This window comes from Bradyrhizobium sp. SSBR45G (assembly GCF_030159255.1).
Taxonomy (GTDB): domain Bacteria; phylum Pseudomonadota; class Alphaproteobacteria; order Rhizobiales; family Xanthobacteraceae; genus Bradyrhizobium.
This window is the reverse complement of record NZ_BSCT01000024.1, coordinates 38,588-53,158: the sequence shown is the minus strand read 5'-3', so window position 1 is coordinate 53,158 and position 14,571 is coordinate 38,588. Positions and strand designations below refer to the sequence as shown.

At 66.9% G+C, this 14,571-nt stretch carries 14 protein-coding genes; 3 read left to right on the top strand and 11 right to left on the bottom strand.

What is annotated here, in order from left to right:
- Positions 1-13: 13 nt before the first annotated feature.
- The 5 genes from QQL87_RS24475 to QQL87_RS24455 form a co-directional block, all read right to left on the bottom strand.
- The gene (locus QQL87_RS24475) at positions 14-1,117 is read right to left on the bottom strand and encodes an ABC transporter ATP-binding protein (RefSeq protein ID WP_284421313.1); all 1,104 of its coding nucleotides are present in this window, start codon (positions 1,115-1,117) and stop codon (positions 14-16) included.
- A 6-nt stretch (positions 1,118-1,123) separates the two neighbouring features.
- On the bottom strand, positions 1,124-1,981 hold the full coding sequence (locus tag QQL87_RS24470) for a carbohydrate ABC transporter permease (protein WP_284421312.1): 858 nt from the start codon (positions 1,979-1,981) through the stop codon (positions 1,124-1,126).
- 12 nt (positions 1,982-1,993) lie between these two features.
- Entirely contained in the window at positions 1,994-2,920 is a 927-nt protein-coding gene (locus tag QQL87_RS24465) for a carbohydrate ABC transporter permease (protein WP_284421394.1), read from the bottom strand.
- A gap of 106 nt (positions 2,921-3,026) precedes the next feature.
- Positions 3,027-4,466, bottom strand: coding sequence for an extracellular solute-binding protein (locus QQL87_RS24460; protein WP_284421311.1), 1,440 nt, complete (start codon positions 4,464-4,466; stop codon positions 3,027-3,029).
- Between the two features lie 37 nt (positions 4,467-4,503).
- Complete coding sequence (locus QQL87_RS24455; RefSeq protein ID WP_284421393.1) at positions 4,504-5,493, bottom strand: sugar-binding transcriptional regulator; 990 nt, start codon at positions 5,491-5,493, stop codon at positions 4,504-4,506.
- Between the two features lie 183 nt (positions 5,494-5,676).
- Between QQL87_RS24455 and QQL87_RS24450 the strand changes: the two genes are divergently transcribed.
- The 3 genes from QQL87_RS24450 to QQL87_RS24440 are packed head-to-tail and all read left to right on the top strand — an operon-like array spanning position 5,677 to position 8,857.
- Complete coding sequence (locus tag QQL87_RS24450; protein WP_284421309.1) at positions 5,677-6,951, top strand: FGGY-family carbohydrate kinase; 1,275 nt, start codon at positions 5,677-5,679, stop codon at positions 6,949-6,951.
- Positions 6,948-7,817, top strand: coding sequence for a TIGR01459 family HAD-type hydrolase (locus QQL87_RS24445; protein WP_284421308.1), 870 nt, complete (start codon positions 6,948-6,950; stop codon positions 7,815-7,817). Before QQL87_RS24450 ends, QQL87_RS24445 begins: the two co-directional genes overlap by 4 nt.
- 14 nt (positions 7,818-7,831) lie before the next feature.
- Entirely contained in the window at positions 7,832-8,857 is a 1,026-nt protein-coding gene (locus tag QQL87_RS24440; RefSeq protein ID WP_284421307.1) for a class II aldolase/adducin family protein, read from the top strand.
- A 13-nt stretch (positions 8,858-8,870) separates the two neighbouring features.
- Here QQL87_RS24440 and QQL87_RS24435 read toward each other — a convergent pair whose 3' ends face one another.
- From QQL87_RS24435 to QQL87_RS24410, 6 genes are all read right to left on the bottom strand, one after another.
- Positions 8,871-9,287 carry an ester cyclase gene (locus tag QQL87_RS24435; RefSeq protein WP_284421306.1) on the bottom strand — a complete coding sequence of 139 codons (417 nt, stop codon included), beginning with the start codon at positions 9,285-9,287 and terminating at the stop codon, positions 8,871-8,873.
- 300 nt (positions 9,288-9,587) lie between these two features.
- Positions 9,588-10,514: a glutathione S-transferase family protein gene (locus QQL87_RS24430; RefSeq protein ID WP_284421305.1), complete on the bottom strand. Its 927-nt coding sequence runs from the start codon at positions 10,512-10,514 to the stop codon at positions 9,588-9,590.
- Between the two features lie 43 nt (positions 10,515-10,557).
- Positions 10,558-11,316 carry an SDR family NAD(P)-dependent oxidoreductase gene (locus QQL87_RS24425; RefSeq protein WP_284421304.1) on the bottom strand — a complete coding sequence of 253 codons (759 nt, stop codon included), beginning with the start codon at positions 11,314-11,316 and terminating at the stop codon, positions 10,558-10,560.
- An 11-nt stretch (positions 11,317-11,327) separates the two neighbouring features.
- On the bottom strand, positions 11,328-11,924 hold the full coding sequence (locus tag QQL87_RS24420) for a glutathione S-transferase family protein (protein ID WP_284421303.1): 597 nt from the start codon (positions 11,922-11,924) through the stop codon (positions 11,328-11,330).
- A gap of 9 nt (positions 11,925-11,933) precedes the next feature.
- The gene (locus tag QQL87_RS24415) at positions 11,934-13,145 is read right to left on the bottom strand and encodes an ABC transporter substrate-binding protein (protein WP_284421302.1); all 1,212 of its coding nucleotides are present in this window, start codon (positions 13,143-13,145) and stop codon (positions 11,934-11,936) included.
- A gap of 38 nt (positions 13,146-13,183) precedes the next feature.
- The gene (locus tag QQL87_RS24410; RefSeq protein ID WP_284421301.1) at positions 13,184-14,323 is read right to left on the bottom strand and encodes a CaiB/BaiF CoA transferase family protein; all 1,140 of its coding nucleotides are present in this window, start codon (positions 14,321-14,323) and stop codon (positions 13,184-13,186) included.
- Positions 14,324-14,571: the final 248 nt, after the last annotated feature.

The following is a 14,571-nucleotide window of genomic DNA, read 5'->3' as shown; positions in this document are numbered from 1 at the left end:
CCATGTCAGATCCTCACGCCGCCTGCCGCCGCGGCGACAGACCGATACGGTCTCCGCTCGCATGGTCGAACAACAGCGCCGCCTCAGGCGCAAACCGCACGAACACGTCATCGTCGGCGCCGGCCTCGAGCGCCTCGGGCGCCAGGGCCGCCAGCCATTCCGAGCCATCGGCGAAGCGCAGCAGCACGACGGCGCGCTCATGGATCGGCGTGACCGCGACGATCCGTGCCGGGATCGCGCCCTCGCCACCGTGACGGGTCACCACCACATCGCCAGGCCGGACGCCGAGCCAGCAGCGCTCCCGCATGGCAGACGACAGTTCGCCCGCATCGAGCCGGATCAGCGTCCCGGCCACGGCTGCCGTCAGCCGGCCCTGCTCCACGACAGGCGTGACCTCCGAGAGATTGATGCTGGGATCGCCGAACAGCCGCGCCACCGCCACCGACGCGGGCCGCGCGTAGATTTCTTCCGGACGCGCCACCTGCACGAGGCGGCCATTGATCAGCACCGCGATCCGATCGGCGATCGCCATGGCCTCGCGATAATCCTGCGTGACATAGAGCACCGCCGCCGAGCTGCGCCGCAACAGGCTTGGCAGTTCCAGCCGCATCTCGTAGCGCAGCTTGGCATCGACATTGCGCAGGGGATCGTCGAGCAGCAGTACCTCGGGATTGCCGATCAGCGCGCGCGCCAGCGCCGTCCGCTGCTTCTGGCCATTGGAGAGCTCGCGCGGCCTGTGGCCGAGCACATGCTCGATCTTCAACAGCCGGCTCATCGCCGCGACCTTGGTGGCGATATCGGCCGCGCCCGTCGCGCGCAACCCGCTCGCGATGTTGTCGCGCGCGCTCATGTGCGGGAATAGCGCAAAGTTCTGGAACGCCATGCCGATGCCGCGCTGCTCCGGCGGCGCATCCACGATCGAGCGGCCGCCGACCAGGATGTCGCCACCGTCAGGCTCGAACATGCCGGCGATCATCCGCAGCAGCACGGTCTTGCCGCTGCCGGATGGGCCGAACACCGCGACGATCTCGCCGGGCTCGACCGTCAGCGACACGCCCTTGGCGCAGCTGACGGCGCCAAAGCTCTTGTCGACGGATGTGAGTTCGAGACGCGCCATACTTCCTCAACCCTTGACTGCACCAAGCGACAGGCCTTCGACCAGATAGCGCTGCGCATAAAGCGCAAGCAGCAGGGTCGGCGTCACCGACAGCACGATCGCCGCGGCGATCTGCCCGTACTGGATGCCCGATGCCGTCACGAAGGCCAGTGCGCCAACGGTCACCGGCTGCTTGTCGGCCGAGGCCAGGATCAACGCGAAGACGAAATTGTTCCAGCAGAAGATGAAGGACAGGAGGCCGGCCGCCGCAATGCCCGGCCCCGCCAGCGGCACCGCGATCCGCGTGAACGCCTCACGCCAGGAATGGCCGGCGAGCCGATAGGCATGCTCGATATCCGGGCTGATATCCTCGAAATAGCCGCGCACGATCCACAGGATCAGCGGCAGCGCGATCAGCTGGTAGACCCAGACGATGCCGAAATACGTGTCGTTCAGCCCGAGCTGCTGGTAGTAGAGCGACAGCGGCAACAGCACCAGGAGCGGCGGCGCGAAGCGGAACGACAGCAGCGTGAAGGCGATGGTCTCGCCGAGCTTGAACTTGAAGCGCGCAAACGCATAGGCCGCGGGCACGCCGAGCAGCAGCGCCAGGATCACCGAGGCGCTGGACAGGATGAAGCTGTTCATCAGATTGCGCATGAAGGTGAGCTGCAGATTGCCGGCGGCGGTCTTGAGCTGGCCGGAGATCAGCGCCTCGTAATTGGCGAGCGTCGGCTCGAACAGGAGGCGCGGCGGGATCCGCAGGATCTGCTCGTTGCTCTGGAACGACATCAGCAGGATCCAGACGATCGGAAACATGAAGAACACGAGCACAAGCGCCAGCGCGATGCCCCGGAAGATGCGCCCTGCCAGACTGGAGTGATCCATCATGCCCCTCCCTCAGGCGTGACCATGAGCGCGCGCGCGCAGCCGCAGCCAGTTCTTGATGAAGATGTTCGACAGGATGTTGGTGATCAGCCACAGGATCATCAGCAGCGCCGCCGAGCGCCCGACATTGGTGTATTGGAAGAATTCCAGATAGGCCTGCACCTGGAACACCATCAGCCGGTCGCCGGGCCCTCCTTGTGTCATCGCATAGACGATATCGAACTGCTGGATGGAATCGAGCAGCCGGAACAGCGACGCCGTGATGATATAGGGCGCGAGCATCGGCAAGGTGATGCGGAAGAACACGAAGCTCGCCGGCACGCCGTCGAGCGCCGCCGCCTCGAACGGCTGCCGCGGCAGCGAGCGCAGGCCGGCCAGCAGCAGGATCATGATGAAGGGCGTGTAGACCCAGACGTCGACCAGGACCACGGTGAACAGCGCGGTCGAGGGATCGGACGCCCATTTGAAATCGTGCACGCCGAGCAGGCCGACCAGATAGGACAGGATGCCGAAGCTCGGATTGGTCATCAGCTTCCACATCAGCGCTGCGATCGCCGGCGCCGTCATCAGCGGCAGCAGCAGCATGATCGAGACGGCATTGTGGAAGCGCGTCGGCCGCCGCAGCAGCAGCGCGATGCCGAGCCCGAGCAGCAGCTCGGCAATCACGGTCACCGCGGTGTAGACGAGCGAGATCCGCAGCGTGTTCCAGAACGCGGGGTCGGACAGGAAATCGATGTAGTTGTCGAGGCCGATGAAGCCGCGCAGATAAGGCAGATTGAGCCGGTAGCGCTGCAGCGAATAGATCGCCGCCGTCACGAACGGCACGAGGATCGCGATGCAGACCAGCAGCGCCGGCAAGCTCAACAGATACGGCAGCAGCCGTCCGCGCCAGCGCTTCGTGCGGCGCGGCGCTGTCTGGGTCTCGACAAGTTGGGCCATGCTCATGACAGGCGTGATCACGTCGTCGCGGGAAGATGGGCCGGTCCGGGCACTTGTGGGGAGCGCCCGGACCGGCAGGTGGTCATGGAGGATGCCGCGTCCGGACTCAACCGAGGCCGGCCTGCTTCAACTGACGGTTGATGCTGTCGGCCAGCTTGTCGAGGCCCTCGTCGACGCTGACCTCCTTGGCCACCATCTTCTGCAGCGACGCCGCCCACTCGGTGGTGAGGTCGAAGAACAGCGGCTGCGCGGTGAAGTAGATCTTCGCTCCGGGCGCCGAGAGGTCATGCTGCTCGAGATAGCCCGGATAGGATTTGGCGATACGGTCGCGGAATTCGCTGTCCTTCCACACGGAGGTGCGGACGGGGTTGACGAAGTCCATCTTGCGCGCACCGAACAGGTCGTGCTCGACCGAGGCCGCCCACTGCATGAACGTCCAGGCCGCGTCCTTCTGCTTGGAGAAGCTCGACATTGCCAGCGACCAGATCCAGACGTTCGGCGTCGGCGCCTTGGCGGCCGGATTGGCCGCGAACGGCGCGTAGCCGAGATTGCCGCGCTCCTTGTTCTCGCCGCCGTTCATGAAGTAGCCGAGAATGTCGGCGTCGAAGATCATGCCGGAGGCGCCGGCGCCGAGATCGGTGCCGACCTGGTACCAGGTGTAGGTCGACCAGTTCTTCGGACCCGAGCCCTGGATCATCTTGACCCACTTTTCGTGGAAGTCCTTCGAGGCCTTGGTGTTCATCGCGGCCTTGAGCTTGCCGCTCTCCATCACGAAGTCCTTCTGGCCGAAATTCGCGTAGGCCGAGAGGAAGCCGGGATGGATCGAGGCCCAGGAACGCGAACCGCGCACGCCGACGCCGTAGGGACCGCCGGCATCCTTGGTGATCTTGGCGGCAACCTCGACCATCTCGTCGAGATTACCCGGCGGCTTGACGCCGACCTTGCTGAAGATGTTGCGGTTGTAGGTGACGTTGTTGAGCTCGTAGCCCCACGGAATGCACCACTGCTTGGCCTTGCCGGAGCCGAGCTCGGAGCCGGCGACGCCGTCCCAGGCGGTCGACGAACGCAGACCCGGCAGCACGTCGTCCCAGGCGAACGCCGGGTTGGTCTTGGCAGGATCCTTGATGTAGGTATTGAGGTCTTCGATCCAGCCCGCCGGACCATAGGTCCAGGTCATGTAGGCGCCGGTCATGAAGGCGTCGTACTGATCGGATTTCGATGACAGCGCCGCCGTCACCTTGTCGAAATAGACGTCCTCCGGAAAGATGTCGTAAGTGACGTTCATGCCGGTGAGGCTCTTGAACGCCTCGATGTCGCCGATCATCGCATCGACGTAAGGATGCTTGTTCAGCAGCAGCTTGACGGTCTTGCCGCTCTGGGCCTTCCAGTTGAAGTCCGCGGCCATCGCCTTCGACATTTCGGAGGCAAAGGCGGCATTGGCGGCGACGCTGGCGATGCCGAGCTTGGCGGCGCCATCGAGCAGATCACGCCGGCTGATGCGCTTGCCGGCGTAGGACGCAAAGAGATTCTTCTCGCGATCGTACATTTCTACCCTCCCAATTTTATTGGTTGAATTGGTCGCGTTACCTGCCCTTCCGACTTTTGTTTTTAGAGTGACCGGATGTTTTCTCCGGCTTGTCGGTAGCCAATGCCTGAGCGGTCACCTCATCGATGATGAGACCGTTCAGGAAGCCGCTGCGCAGCACGGCGCGCAGGGCTGTGATCTTCGCCTCGCCGCCGCCGATGGCGACGATGCGGTGTTTTTTCAGATCGCTCGCGGCCATCGAGGTGGCGCGCGCCGACAGATCGAGATCGAGCAACTCGCCCTTGGCATTGAAGAAATGCCCGAGCAGGTCGGCGCAAGCGCCGGCGCGCTTCAGCTCGACCACCTCGTCCGGCTTGATCATGCCGCTCGACACCAGGAAGCCGTCGGCGTGGATCTGGCCGATGCCGACGAACAGCAGCGAGGCGCGCTGCGCCAGCGCGAACACGTCGGCGATGCCGAACTGCTGCATCAGCACGGCGCGGTCGGCGACCGAATTCGCGAACACCGGCACCGGCAGCAGATAGGCCTCGGCGCCGGTGCGCTCGGCAAGGCGATGAATCACGTCGAACGGATTGGCCGCGAACTTTCGCGTGAGGCCGCCGAGCAGCGATACGAACTGCACGTCGCGCGCCGGCGTCTGCGGCAGTTGCGCCACAACGGCCGCGAGCGTGCGGCCATGGCCGACGCCGATGATCTTGTCGTCGCCGCGCTCCAACACCTGGCGCAGGAAGCTCGCGCCCTCCAGCGCCAGCGCCTTCAGCGGCAGGTCGCCCTCGCCGAGATCGGGCGCAACGCGGCAGAAATCGAGGCCGTAGCGGTCGGCCAGCGCATTCTCCAGCGCGACGCATTCGGCGACGGGTCCTTCGACGAACACCCGGATCATGCCCTCGCGGCTGGCGCGCGCGATCAGGCGGTGCGCCTTGGTGCTCTGGATGTTGAGGCGGTCGGCGACCTCGGACTGCGTCAGCCCGGCCGCGAAATACAGCCACGCGGCGCGCGTCGCCAGCGAGGCCTCGCCGTCCACCATGGGCGCCCTGTCGGAAGCTGTCGTCACGTGGGGAATGCCTGCTTGCAAAATTCTTCACACCTTGCAAAAAATTGCAGACGCCGATCCGGCCGTCAATCCCCCAAACGTGCTGCAGCGCATCAGGGCGTGACGGGTTGCACGGGCCTGGGGCATGCTCGCCGGCGCACGAGAAGACGAGGTCGCATGACGCAATTGTTTGTCGGCATCGATGTGGGAACCAGCGGCGTGCGCGCCTGCGCCGTCGATGGCAGCGGTGCCGTCAAGGCTGCGGCCGCGGTTCCGCTGGCCGCCCCGCGTCAGGATGGCGCAGCCATCGACCAGGATCCCGAACTGTGGTGGCAGGCCACGACGGCGGCGCTCAGCAGGCTCGGTGCGCGCGTCGATCTCGGCGCCGTCGCGCGCATCGCGGTCGACGGCACGTCTGGCACGCTGCTGCTGATCGATGACGACGGACGTCCCTGCTCGCTTGGCCTGATGTACAACGACGCGCGCGCCGTCGATGAGGCCCGGCGCATCGCCGCGGTCGCGCCGCCCGAGAGCGGCGCGCATGGTGCGAGCAGCGCGCTCGCCAAGCTGCTGCATTTGCTCGCCACGACGAGCGGCGCGCGCCGCGCGGTGCACCAGGCCGACTGGATCGCCGGACGCCTCGCCGGCCGGCACGGCAGCAGCGACGAGAACAACGCGCTCAAGCTCGGCTATGATCCGGTCAAGCGCTGCTGGCCGGACTGGCTCGACAAGCTCGGCATCCCGCCGGAGGTGCTGCCGGCCGTTCTGGTGCCGGGCACGCCATTCGCCGACATCGATCCGTCGATCGCGCGCGCACTCGGCCTCGCTCCGTCGGCACGCATCGTCGCCGGCACCACCGATGGCGTCGCGGCCTTCATCGCCACCGGCGCCGATCAGCCCGGCGATGCCGTGACCTCGCTCGGCACCACGCTGGTGGTCAAGCTGATCGCGACGCAGCCGATCTTCGCCGCCGGCCAGGGCGTGTACTCGCACCGTCTCGGCGACAAATGGCTTGCCGGCGGCGCCTCGAACTCCGGCGGCGCCGCGCTGCTCGCACATTTTTCCACCGACGACATGGACCGCATGACACCGCTGCTGCGCCCGGACGAACCGACCGGCCTCGACTACTACCCGCTGCCGAAACCGGGCGAGCGTTTCCCGATCGCCGATCTCGCTTTCGCGCCGAAGATCACGCCCCGGCCGGCCGAGGATCAGCTTTACTTCCAGGCGCTGCTCGAAGGCATCGCCGGCGTCGAGGCGCTGGCCTATCGCCGTCTGCAGGAACTCGGCGCACCGTCGCTGCGGCGGGTGATCAGCATCGGCGGCGGCGCGAAGAACGATGCCTGGACGCGCATCCGCGAACGCATCATCGGCGTGCCCGTCAGCGTCGCCGCGCAGACCGAAGCGAGCTACGGCACCGCGCTGCTCGCCTTGCAGGGGCCGCCGCGATGACCGCCGCAGCCTGTGAGATCGGCGGCCTCTCCGCCATCGCCGACCGGTTCGATCACGTGCTGCTCGACCAATGGGGCACCTTGCATGACGGCCGCAACGTGTTTCCAGCGGCGCAGGATTGCGTCGTCAGGCTGGGCGAGGCCGGCAAGCACATCCTCGTGCTGTCGAACTCCGGCAAGCGCGCCGGCCCCAACGCCGAGCGTCTGGGCCGGCTCGGCCTGCCGCGCTCGGCCTATGACGGCATTCTCACCTCGGGCGAAGTGACCTGGACCGGCTTGCGCGACCGGACGCGCGCGCCCTTCACCGATTGCGGCAATGCCTGCTTCCTGATCACCAGGGGCGGTGACTGCTCGCTGGTCGACGGGCTCGACCTCGTCATCGTGACCGACACCCGCGATGCCGATTTCATCCTGCTCGGCGGGCTCGATGACAATCTCGCCGAGCCCGACCTCTGGCGCGACCAGTTCACGCGCGCAGCGGCGCGGCGGGTGCCGATGATCTGCGCCAATCCCGACCTGATGATGTTCGGCGCGACTGGCCTAGTCCCCGCGCCCGGCACGCTGGCCCGCGCCTATGAGTGGCTCGGCGGCGCGGTGACCTTCGTCGGCAAGCCGCATCAGCCGATCTTCGCCGCGGCGCTAACGCTGCTCGGCAATCCCGATCCGCACCGCGTGCTGATGATCGGCGACTCGCTCGACCACGACGTTGCCGGTGCTCGTGCCGCGGGCTTGCAGACCCTGCTGCTCGCCGATGGCGTTCATCGCACGACATTGGCCGGCGCGCCGGACCTCGCGGCCGCGACGCGCAAGCTCGCGGCCTCCGCTGGCCGCATGCCGACCTGGACGATGCAGCAGTTGGGCTGGTGACGAGGAGCGGCGAGATGCGCGAGCCCGGAGATCTTCATGCGTTGCGCGAAATGTCGGCGCGCGTCGGCCGCAACATGCTGCTGGTGCAGGGCGCCGGCGGCAACTCATCGGTCAAGGACGATGATGTTCTCTGGGTGAAGGCCTCCGGCACCTGGCTCTCCGATGCCAATGACAAGGACATCTTCGTGCCGGTGCTGCTGCCGGCGGCGCGCGAGGCGCTGGCTGACGACGACGAGCGCATTCCGCTGGCGAGGCCCGGCCCGTTGCGCGCCTCGATCGAGACCTCGCTGCATGCGCTGCTGCCACACCGGGTGGTGCTGCACGTCCACGCCGTCAACACCATCGCCTGGGCGGCGCGCCGCGACTCCCGTGACGCCTTTGCGGAGCGGCTTGCCGGGCTCGCCTGGCGTCATCTCGACTACGTCCATCCCGGACTGCCGCTGGCGCGCGCGGTGAACGAGATCGTCGCGCGAGAAACCGTCGACGTGCTGATCCTCGGCAATCACGGCCTCGTCGTCGGCGCCGAGACCTGCGATCAGGCGGAAGCGCTGGTGCATGATGTCGAGACCCGGCTGGCGCTGCCGGTGCGCGCGATGCCCGCGGCCGACGAAGCGGCCTTGCGCCGTCTGTGTGCCGGCACCGATTATCGCCTGCCCGGGGATGCCGAATGCCACGGCATCGCCACCGATCCCTACAGCCGCGCCATCGCGACCGGCGGCTCGCTGTATCCGGATCACGTCGTCTTCCTCGGCCCGGGCTTGCCCACCGTCGACGGCCGCGAGGGCCTCACGACGATGCTCGCGCGCGCCGAAGCAAACGGCCTGCCCGCGCCCGTCGCAGCGCTCGTGCCGGGACTCGGCGCCATCATCCGCAAAGATGCCAGCCCCGGCGCCGAGGCGATGCTGAGCTGCCTCGCGCTGGTGACCAGCCGCCTGCCGCTCTCGGCCGAGATCAGCTACCTCTCGGGCGCCCACGAGCAGCTGCTGCTCAACTGGGACGCCGAACGCTACCGGCAGCAACTGACCGCCAGCCGCCCGTAGCGTCAGCGCGCAGTCAGGCCGCCAGCGCCCCGAGCTGCTTCAGCATGCCGAGATTGTCGAGCTGCGCCCAGTGCTCGACCAGCACGCCGTCGCGGATCTGGAACAGGTCGAGCACCGCGACCCGGATCGGCTTGCCGGTCGGCGCCATCGCGCCGAACGGGCCGGCATGCGTGGCGCGGATCACCAGCCGCACCAGCACCTTGTCGCCTTCGGCGACGAGATCTTCGAGATCGAGCTTCATGTCGGGAAAGGCCGGCATCAGCGCATCATGCAGCTGCAGCACGCCCTCCGGCCCGCGCACCTCGAAATCGAGCCCGGGATCGTGGCGCACGAAGCTCTTCGCCACATGCTTCTCCATCCACGCCGCATCGCGGGCCAGGAACGCCTTGAAGTAGTCGCGGCAGATCTGCTTGTTGGTCTCGGATGTCATGTGCTTCTCCCTTGATGATCATTGGTCTTGACGTGGTGATCGTCGCTTCCTCGGCCACCGCAGTCGAAGTCTCGTATTCGTCTCTTTCCACATCGTCATGGCCGGGCCCGTCCCGGCCATCCACGTCGGTCGGCATCCGGAAAACGACGTGGATGCCCGGGACAAGCCCGGGCATGACGGCGCAACTCATTGACGGCAATGCCTGTCGCCACCGCCATATTCTTCGTATGCAATTGCCCTGCTTCGGGTGCGACCCGGTGCGCTGAGCGCGCCGCAATACAAGAGCTCAAACCTCGATCATCACGCCGCCACCACATCGAAGCCCAGACGCGGGAAGTGGATGTGGAGATCGCCGGCGTGTTGGTCCCTGTGGTGGATCACGATTTCGTTCGCATCGGCGGCAACCAGGGTGCCGGAGACCGGAACGCGCGCGTTGTCATCCGGCGTCACCGTCACCTTCTGGCCCGCGCGCAGCCCCGACGGATCGCCATCAGCCGGCAGATGCGACGGCGCCGTCGGGCTCGCGGCCTTCGCCACGGCAAACGCCTCCTCCGCGCTCATCGGCTGCGGCGCGCCATGACCGAGCGCGGCGACGCGATCGTACCAGCCGACCAGCGGCGTCAGGCCCGCGAGCTTGTCGACCTCAGGCGGGCAGTTCTTGCGCATCAAAAACGTGGTCTGATAGCAGGTCAGATCGAGCGCACTCGGCGCATTGCCGAAGATGAAGGGCCTGTGATCGACGAGCGCGGTCTTCAGCCAGGCATATTGCGCATGCAAATGCTGCAGATGCAGCGGCAGGCTCGGCGCCATCGCGGCCTTGCTGATGTCGATGCCGAGATAACCCTCCTTGCGATCCCTGATGAACTCAGCCGGGAACATGTCGCCGATGAAATGCGAGATCACGCCGATGGTCGGAATCCACATCGCACGCTCCCAGGCGAACGACAGTCCGCGCGCCACCCCTTCGCTGCCGGCGGGATAGAACGTCGGCTCGGGATGCAGCCGCTGCAGCGCCGGCAGGATGATGTTGGTGTCGCAATAGATGTCGGCCCCGACCTGCAGCACCGGAATGCGCCGGTAGCCGCCGGTCAGCGGCATCAGCAGCGGCCGCGGCGGCGCCGGCGACGTATCGACCGAGCGCCACGCCAGCTTCTTCAGCCCGAAGGCCACGCGGATCTTCTCCGAGAACGTCGAGAGCTCGTAGTGATGCAGGATCAGCTCGGTCATCGCTGCGCTTCCCTTCCCTTGGCTTTGCTTGTTGTCGTGATCGTCAGTGCATGATGTGGCCGCCGTCGACGACGATGGTCTGCCCGGAGACGAAGCCGGCGAGGTCGGACAGCAGATAGAGCGCTGTGCCGACGAGATCGTCCGGCCTCTGCTCGCGCGACAGGGCGCGTGCCTTCAGAAAGCTCTGCTGCCATTCGACCGGACGGTTGCGCGTCGCATCGGTGATGACGAAGCCAGGCGCGATGACGTTGACGCGCACGCCGTTCGGGCCCATTTCCTTGGCGAGGCCCTTGGTCATCGCCAGCACCGCCCCCTTGGTCGCGACATAATGCAGATAGCCGGGCTGGCCGGCGACGGCGACCACCGAGGCGATGTTGACGATGCTGCCCGACTTCTGCGCGCGCATGGCCGGCGCCACCGCCTTGCAGCAGTGCCACACCCCCTTGACGTTGACGGCAAAGATGCGGTCCCACACCGCGGGATCGAGCTCCTCGAACGGCGTCAGCTTGACCTCGCGAAAATAGGCCGCGTTGGTGATCAGCCCGTCGATGCGGCCGAACGCCTTCATCGCCGCCGCCGCCATGTCGCGCACCGAGCTGTCATCGGCGACATCGACGCGGACGGGCAGCGCGCGGCCGCCGGCGCGCTCCACCAGGGCGACAGTCTCATCGGCCGCGTTCATGTCCGCGACGACAACGTTGGCGCCGTGCGCCGCGCAGCCGGCGGCGAAGGCCTGGCCGATGCCGGTCGCGGCACCGGTGATGACGATGGTGCGGCCGTCGAGCAGATTGGCTTGCGTCATGTCTCTCTCCTTCAGACGTAAGGCAGCGTCGCTGCGAAGGCCGGCCGCGCCGCGACCACCTCGCGCAGCGCGTCAAGTTTTGGCGTCGGCTCACGCCACGGCGCGTCCGGGAAGCGCAACCGCACATAGTCCACAGCAACCACGGCGAGGATCACTGAGAGATCCGGCGTGCCGCCGCCATACACTGGCGGATCCTGCTCCAGCGAGCGGAGGCCGGAAATGATGGTCCGCCGCCGCTTCAGCCCGACGCGGGTCTCGCCCCAGTTCGGGTCCATCTGCATCACGCCGATCATGATGTGGACCATCGCGTCGATCACGCCCATCGCGGCGCCTGCCCGCGAGATGATGCGGTCGAGATCGCCATCGAGCAGCGACGGGCTCGGCACCTTGCGCTCAAGCCAGGTGACGATCAGCAGGCTCTCGGTCAGCGGAATGCCGGAGTCGAGCTCGAGCGTCGGCACGCGTGAGGCCGGATTGAGCCGGAGCAGGTCGGCATCGTCGACCCAGGGGTTGACGACCTCGGTGCCGCCGAGATCGAACCCCTTCTCGGCGAGCGCGATGCGCGCGATCCGCGCATAGGGGCTGGTGGTGTTGGTGAGAATGCGCATGACCGCTCCTTACTCCGACAGCAGCGACGGGCAGCCGCTCTTCTCGGCCGGCGTGAACAGGCTGCCGCCGGGGATGGTGTAGAGGATCTTGTACAGATCGGCCGCCGGGTCCTTGGACTCCTTCGGCGTCTTCACCTCCGCGATCATCAGGTCCATCACCACGCGGCCGTTGGCCTGGATCTTGGCATTGGAGATCATGGCATTGTCGATCGCGACCTCGCGAATGGTCTTCGCGATCGTCTTGGCCTCGTCGGTGCCGGCCTTCTGCACGGACTTCAAATAGTGCTGGGTGGCGACGTAAGCGAGCGCGTGGCCCATGGTCGGCACCTGCTTGCCGTTGCGGGCCATGAAGCGCTGGCCCCAGGCGCGCGATGCGTCGTTCTGGTCCCAGTAGAACGCGACCGGGAATTTCATGCCCTGCGCGACATCGAGCCCCATCGACACGACGTTGTTGGTGAACACCAGCATCGCCGCGAGCTTGCCGCCCATGCCGAACTCGCGCGCCTGCTTGATCGTGGTCACGAGATCGGGACCGGCATTGGCGAGCGCGACGATGTCGGCGCCGGAGCCCTGCGCCTGCAGGATCTGCGAGGCCATGTCGGGCGAATCCAGCGGATGCTTGGCCTCGCCGACCACCGAGCCGCCAGCGGCAACCACCGCCTTGGAGGCATCGGCGGAGAGCGATTTGCCGAACACGTAGTCGGCGGTGATGAAGAACCATTTCCTGGCGCCGGCATCGACCAGGCCCTTGGCGACGGCGTTGGACAACGCGTCCGTCGACGGCGCCCATTGCGTGCCGTAGGGCGAGCACTGGTCGCCGGAGAAGTTGGAGGCGTAGCCGCCGGTCACCAAAGTGGTGATGCCGCGCTGCTTGGCGATCGCCTGCGCGGCGAGGCCGGCCGAGCTCGAGCCGCCGAGCACCAGCGCGCTGACGCCCTCCTGATCGATGTAGCGACCGGCCAGCGAGGCTGCGATGTCAGGCTTGTTCTGGTGGTTGACCGAGAGCACCTCGATCTTGCGGCCCAGCACTTTGCCGCCGAAATCCTCCGCCGCCATCGTCGTGGCGAGCACCGTGTTCGGGCCGCCATTGCCCTGATAGATGCCGGTGAGGTCGTCGATGACCAGGATCCGGAATGGCTTGTCGTCGGCGCGGGCCGGCGTCGTCAGCAACATCGTGGCGGCGGCGAGTGCCGTCACGCAGGCGGCGATGGTTGGTCTCATGGCGAGTCTCCCTCGAGGTCTCTGTGAACTTTCGAACGTCACTCTGCAGGTTGGTGTTGCCCGGCAAACTCGGCCCGGATCGCGGCGCTGTGCTCGCCGATCCCGGGCACGCGGCCAAGCGCCGGCATGGCGCCGTCGCGCAGCGCCGGCGGCGCGATGATCGAAGCTGTGCCGCTCGGGGTCTCGATGGCGATCCGCCGCAGCGCCGGATGCTGCGCGAGCTCGGCGACGCCGTTGACGAAGCCATAGGCCGTGCCGGCCTCGCGCAGCTTCGACGCCGCCTGATCGCGGGTCATCGACGCGAACACCGAAGCGACGTGGCCGTCGACCTCGGCGCGGTTGGCGACGCGGGCGTTGTTGGAAGCGTAGTCGGGATGATCTGGCAGCTCCGGCTCGGTCATCACAATTCGGCAGAAATTGCGCCACTCGCGCTCGTTCTGGATCGAGATCAGCACCTGCGATCCGTCCGACGTCGCGAACGCGCCATAGGGACAGATCGAGGGATGCGCGAGGCCCATGCGCTGCGGCGCCTGGCCGGTGCCCTCGACATACAACAGCGGCACGTTCATCCAGTCGGCCATGCCGGCGAACAGATCGGTCTCGATCGCGCTGCCCCGGCCCGTCTGTCCCCGCGCGATCAGCGCTTCCAGCACGGCGGCATGCGCGGCCATGCCGCAGGCGATGTCGCACACGGAGACGCCGACCCGGCCGGGGCCGGCCGGATGTCCGGTGATGCTGGCGAGCCCGCTCTCGGCCTGCACCAGCAGGTCATAGGCCTTCATGTCGGCATAGGCGTTGCCGGCGCCGTAGCCGGAAATGTCGACCGTGATCAGGCGCGGATGGCTTGCGCGCAGCGCGTCGGAGCCGAAGCCGGCGCGCGCCGCCGCGCCCGGCGCGAGGTTCTGCACGACGACGTCGGCACGCGCGATGATCCGGTGCAGCAGCGCGGCATCATCGGCGTTCTTGATGTCCGCGACCAGGCTCTGCTTGCCGCGATTGAGCCAGACGAAATAGCTCGACAGTCCGCCGACCGACGCATCATAGCCCCGCGCGAAATCGCCTTCGGCGCGCTCGATCTTGATCACCCGCGCACCGGCATCGGCGAGCCGCGACGTGCAATAGGGCGCAGCAACCGCCTGCTCGAAGGCGACGACCAGAATGTCTTTCAGGGGCTTCATGGCACGACCACCGCAACGGGGTGACGGCGAGCGGCACCGCGCGGGGAAGGCCATGCCGCAACGCGATACGACATGGCCCCGCCCCCCCGCTTTGTGCGGCTTGGTCCGTCTCCTCCCGGACAGGTTGTTTTGTGGGGCGGACCCTGCGCCCGATCCGGTCTTGCCGTCCAATATATAATTGATAGCCTCTCCATACCCTGGAGGTATGGGTCTCGCCGGTGGAGGCATGCAGGCGAATGATAACGGCC

Excerpts from the sequence above, each read along its gene's own strand:
- QQL87_RS24430 (WP_284421305.1), bottom strand. The coding sequence starts at position 10,514 with ATGACCGAGCTGATCCTGCATCACTACGAGCTCTCGACGTTCTCGGAG.
- QQL87_RS24415 (WP_284421302.1), bottom strand. The coding sequence starts at position 13,145 with ATGAGACCAACCATCGCCGCCTGCGTGACGGCACTCGCCGCCGCCACG.
- QQL87_RS24445 (WP_284421308.1), top strand. The coding sequence starts at position 6,948 with ATGACCGCCGCAGCCTGTGAGATCGGCGGCCTCTCCGCCATCGCCGAC.
- QQL87_RS24465 (WP_284421394.1), bottom strand. The coding sequence starts at position 2,920 with ATGGCCCAACTTGTCGAGACCCAGACAGCGCCGCGCCGCACGAAGCGC.
- QQL87_RS24420 (WP_284421303.1), bottom strand. The coding sequence starts at position 11,924 with ATGCGCATTCTCACCAACACCACCAGCCCCTATGCGCGGATCGCGCGC.
- QQL87_RS24440 (WP_284421307.1), top strand. The coding sequence starts at position 7,832 with ATGCGCGAGCCCGGAGATCTTCATGCGTTGCGCGAAATGTCGGCGCGC.
- QQL87_RS24410 (WP_284421301.1), bottom strand. The coding sequence starts at position 14,323 with ATGAAGCCCCTGAAAGACATTCTGGTCGTCGCCTTCGAGCAGGCGGTT.
- QQL87_RS24455 (WP_284421393.1), bottom strand. The coding sequence starts at position 5,493 with ATGGTGGACGGCGAGGCCTCGCTGGCGACGCGCGCCGCGTGGCTGTAT.
- QQL87_RS24475 (WP_284421313.1), bottom strand. The coding sequence starts at position 1,117 with ATGGCGCGTCTCGAACTCACATCCGTCGACAAGAGCTTTGGCGCCGTC.
- QQL87_RS24450 (WP_284421309.1), top strand. The coding sequence starts at position 5,677 with ATGACGCAATTGTTTGTCGGCATCGATGTGGGAACCAGCGGCGTGCGC.
- QQL87_RS24435 (WP_284421306.1), bottom strand. The coding sequence starts at position 9,287 with ATGACATCCGAGACCAACAAGCAGATCTGCCGCGACTACTTCAAGGCG.
- QQL87_RS24470 (WP_284421312.1), bottom strand. The coding sequence starts at position 1,981 with ATGGATCACTCCAGTCTGGCAGGGCGCATCTTCCGGGGCATCGCGCTG.
- QQL87_RS24460 (WP_284421311.1), bottom strand. The coding sequence starts at position 4,466 with ATGTACGATCGCGAGAAGAATCTCTTTGCGTCCTACGCCGGCAAGCGC.
- QQL87_RS24425 (WP_284421304.1), bottom strand. The coding sequence starts at position 11,316 with ATGACGCAAGCCAATCTGCTCGACGGCCGCACCATCGTCATCACCGGT.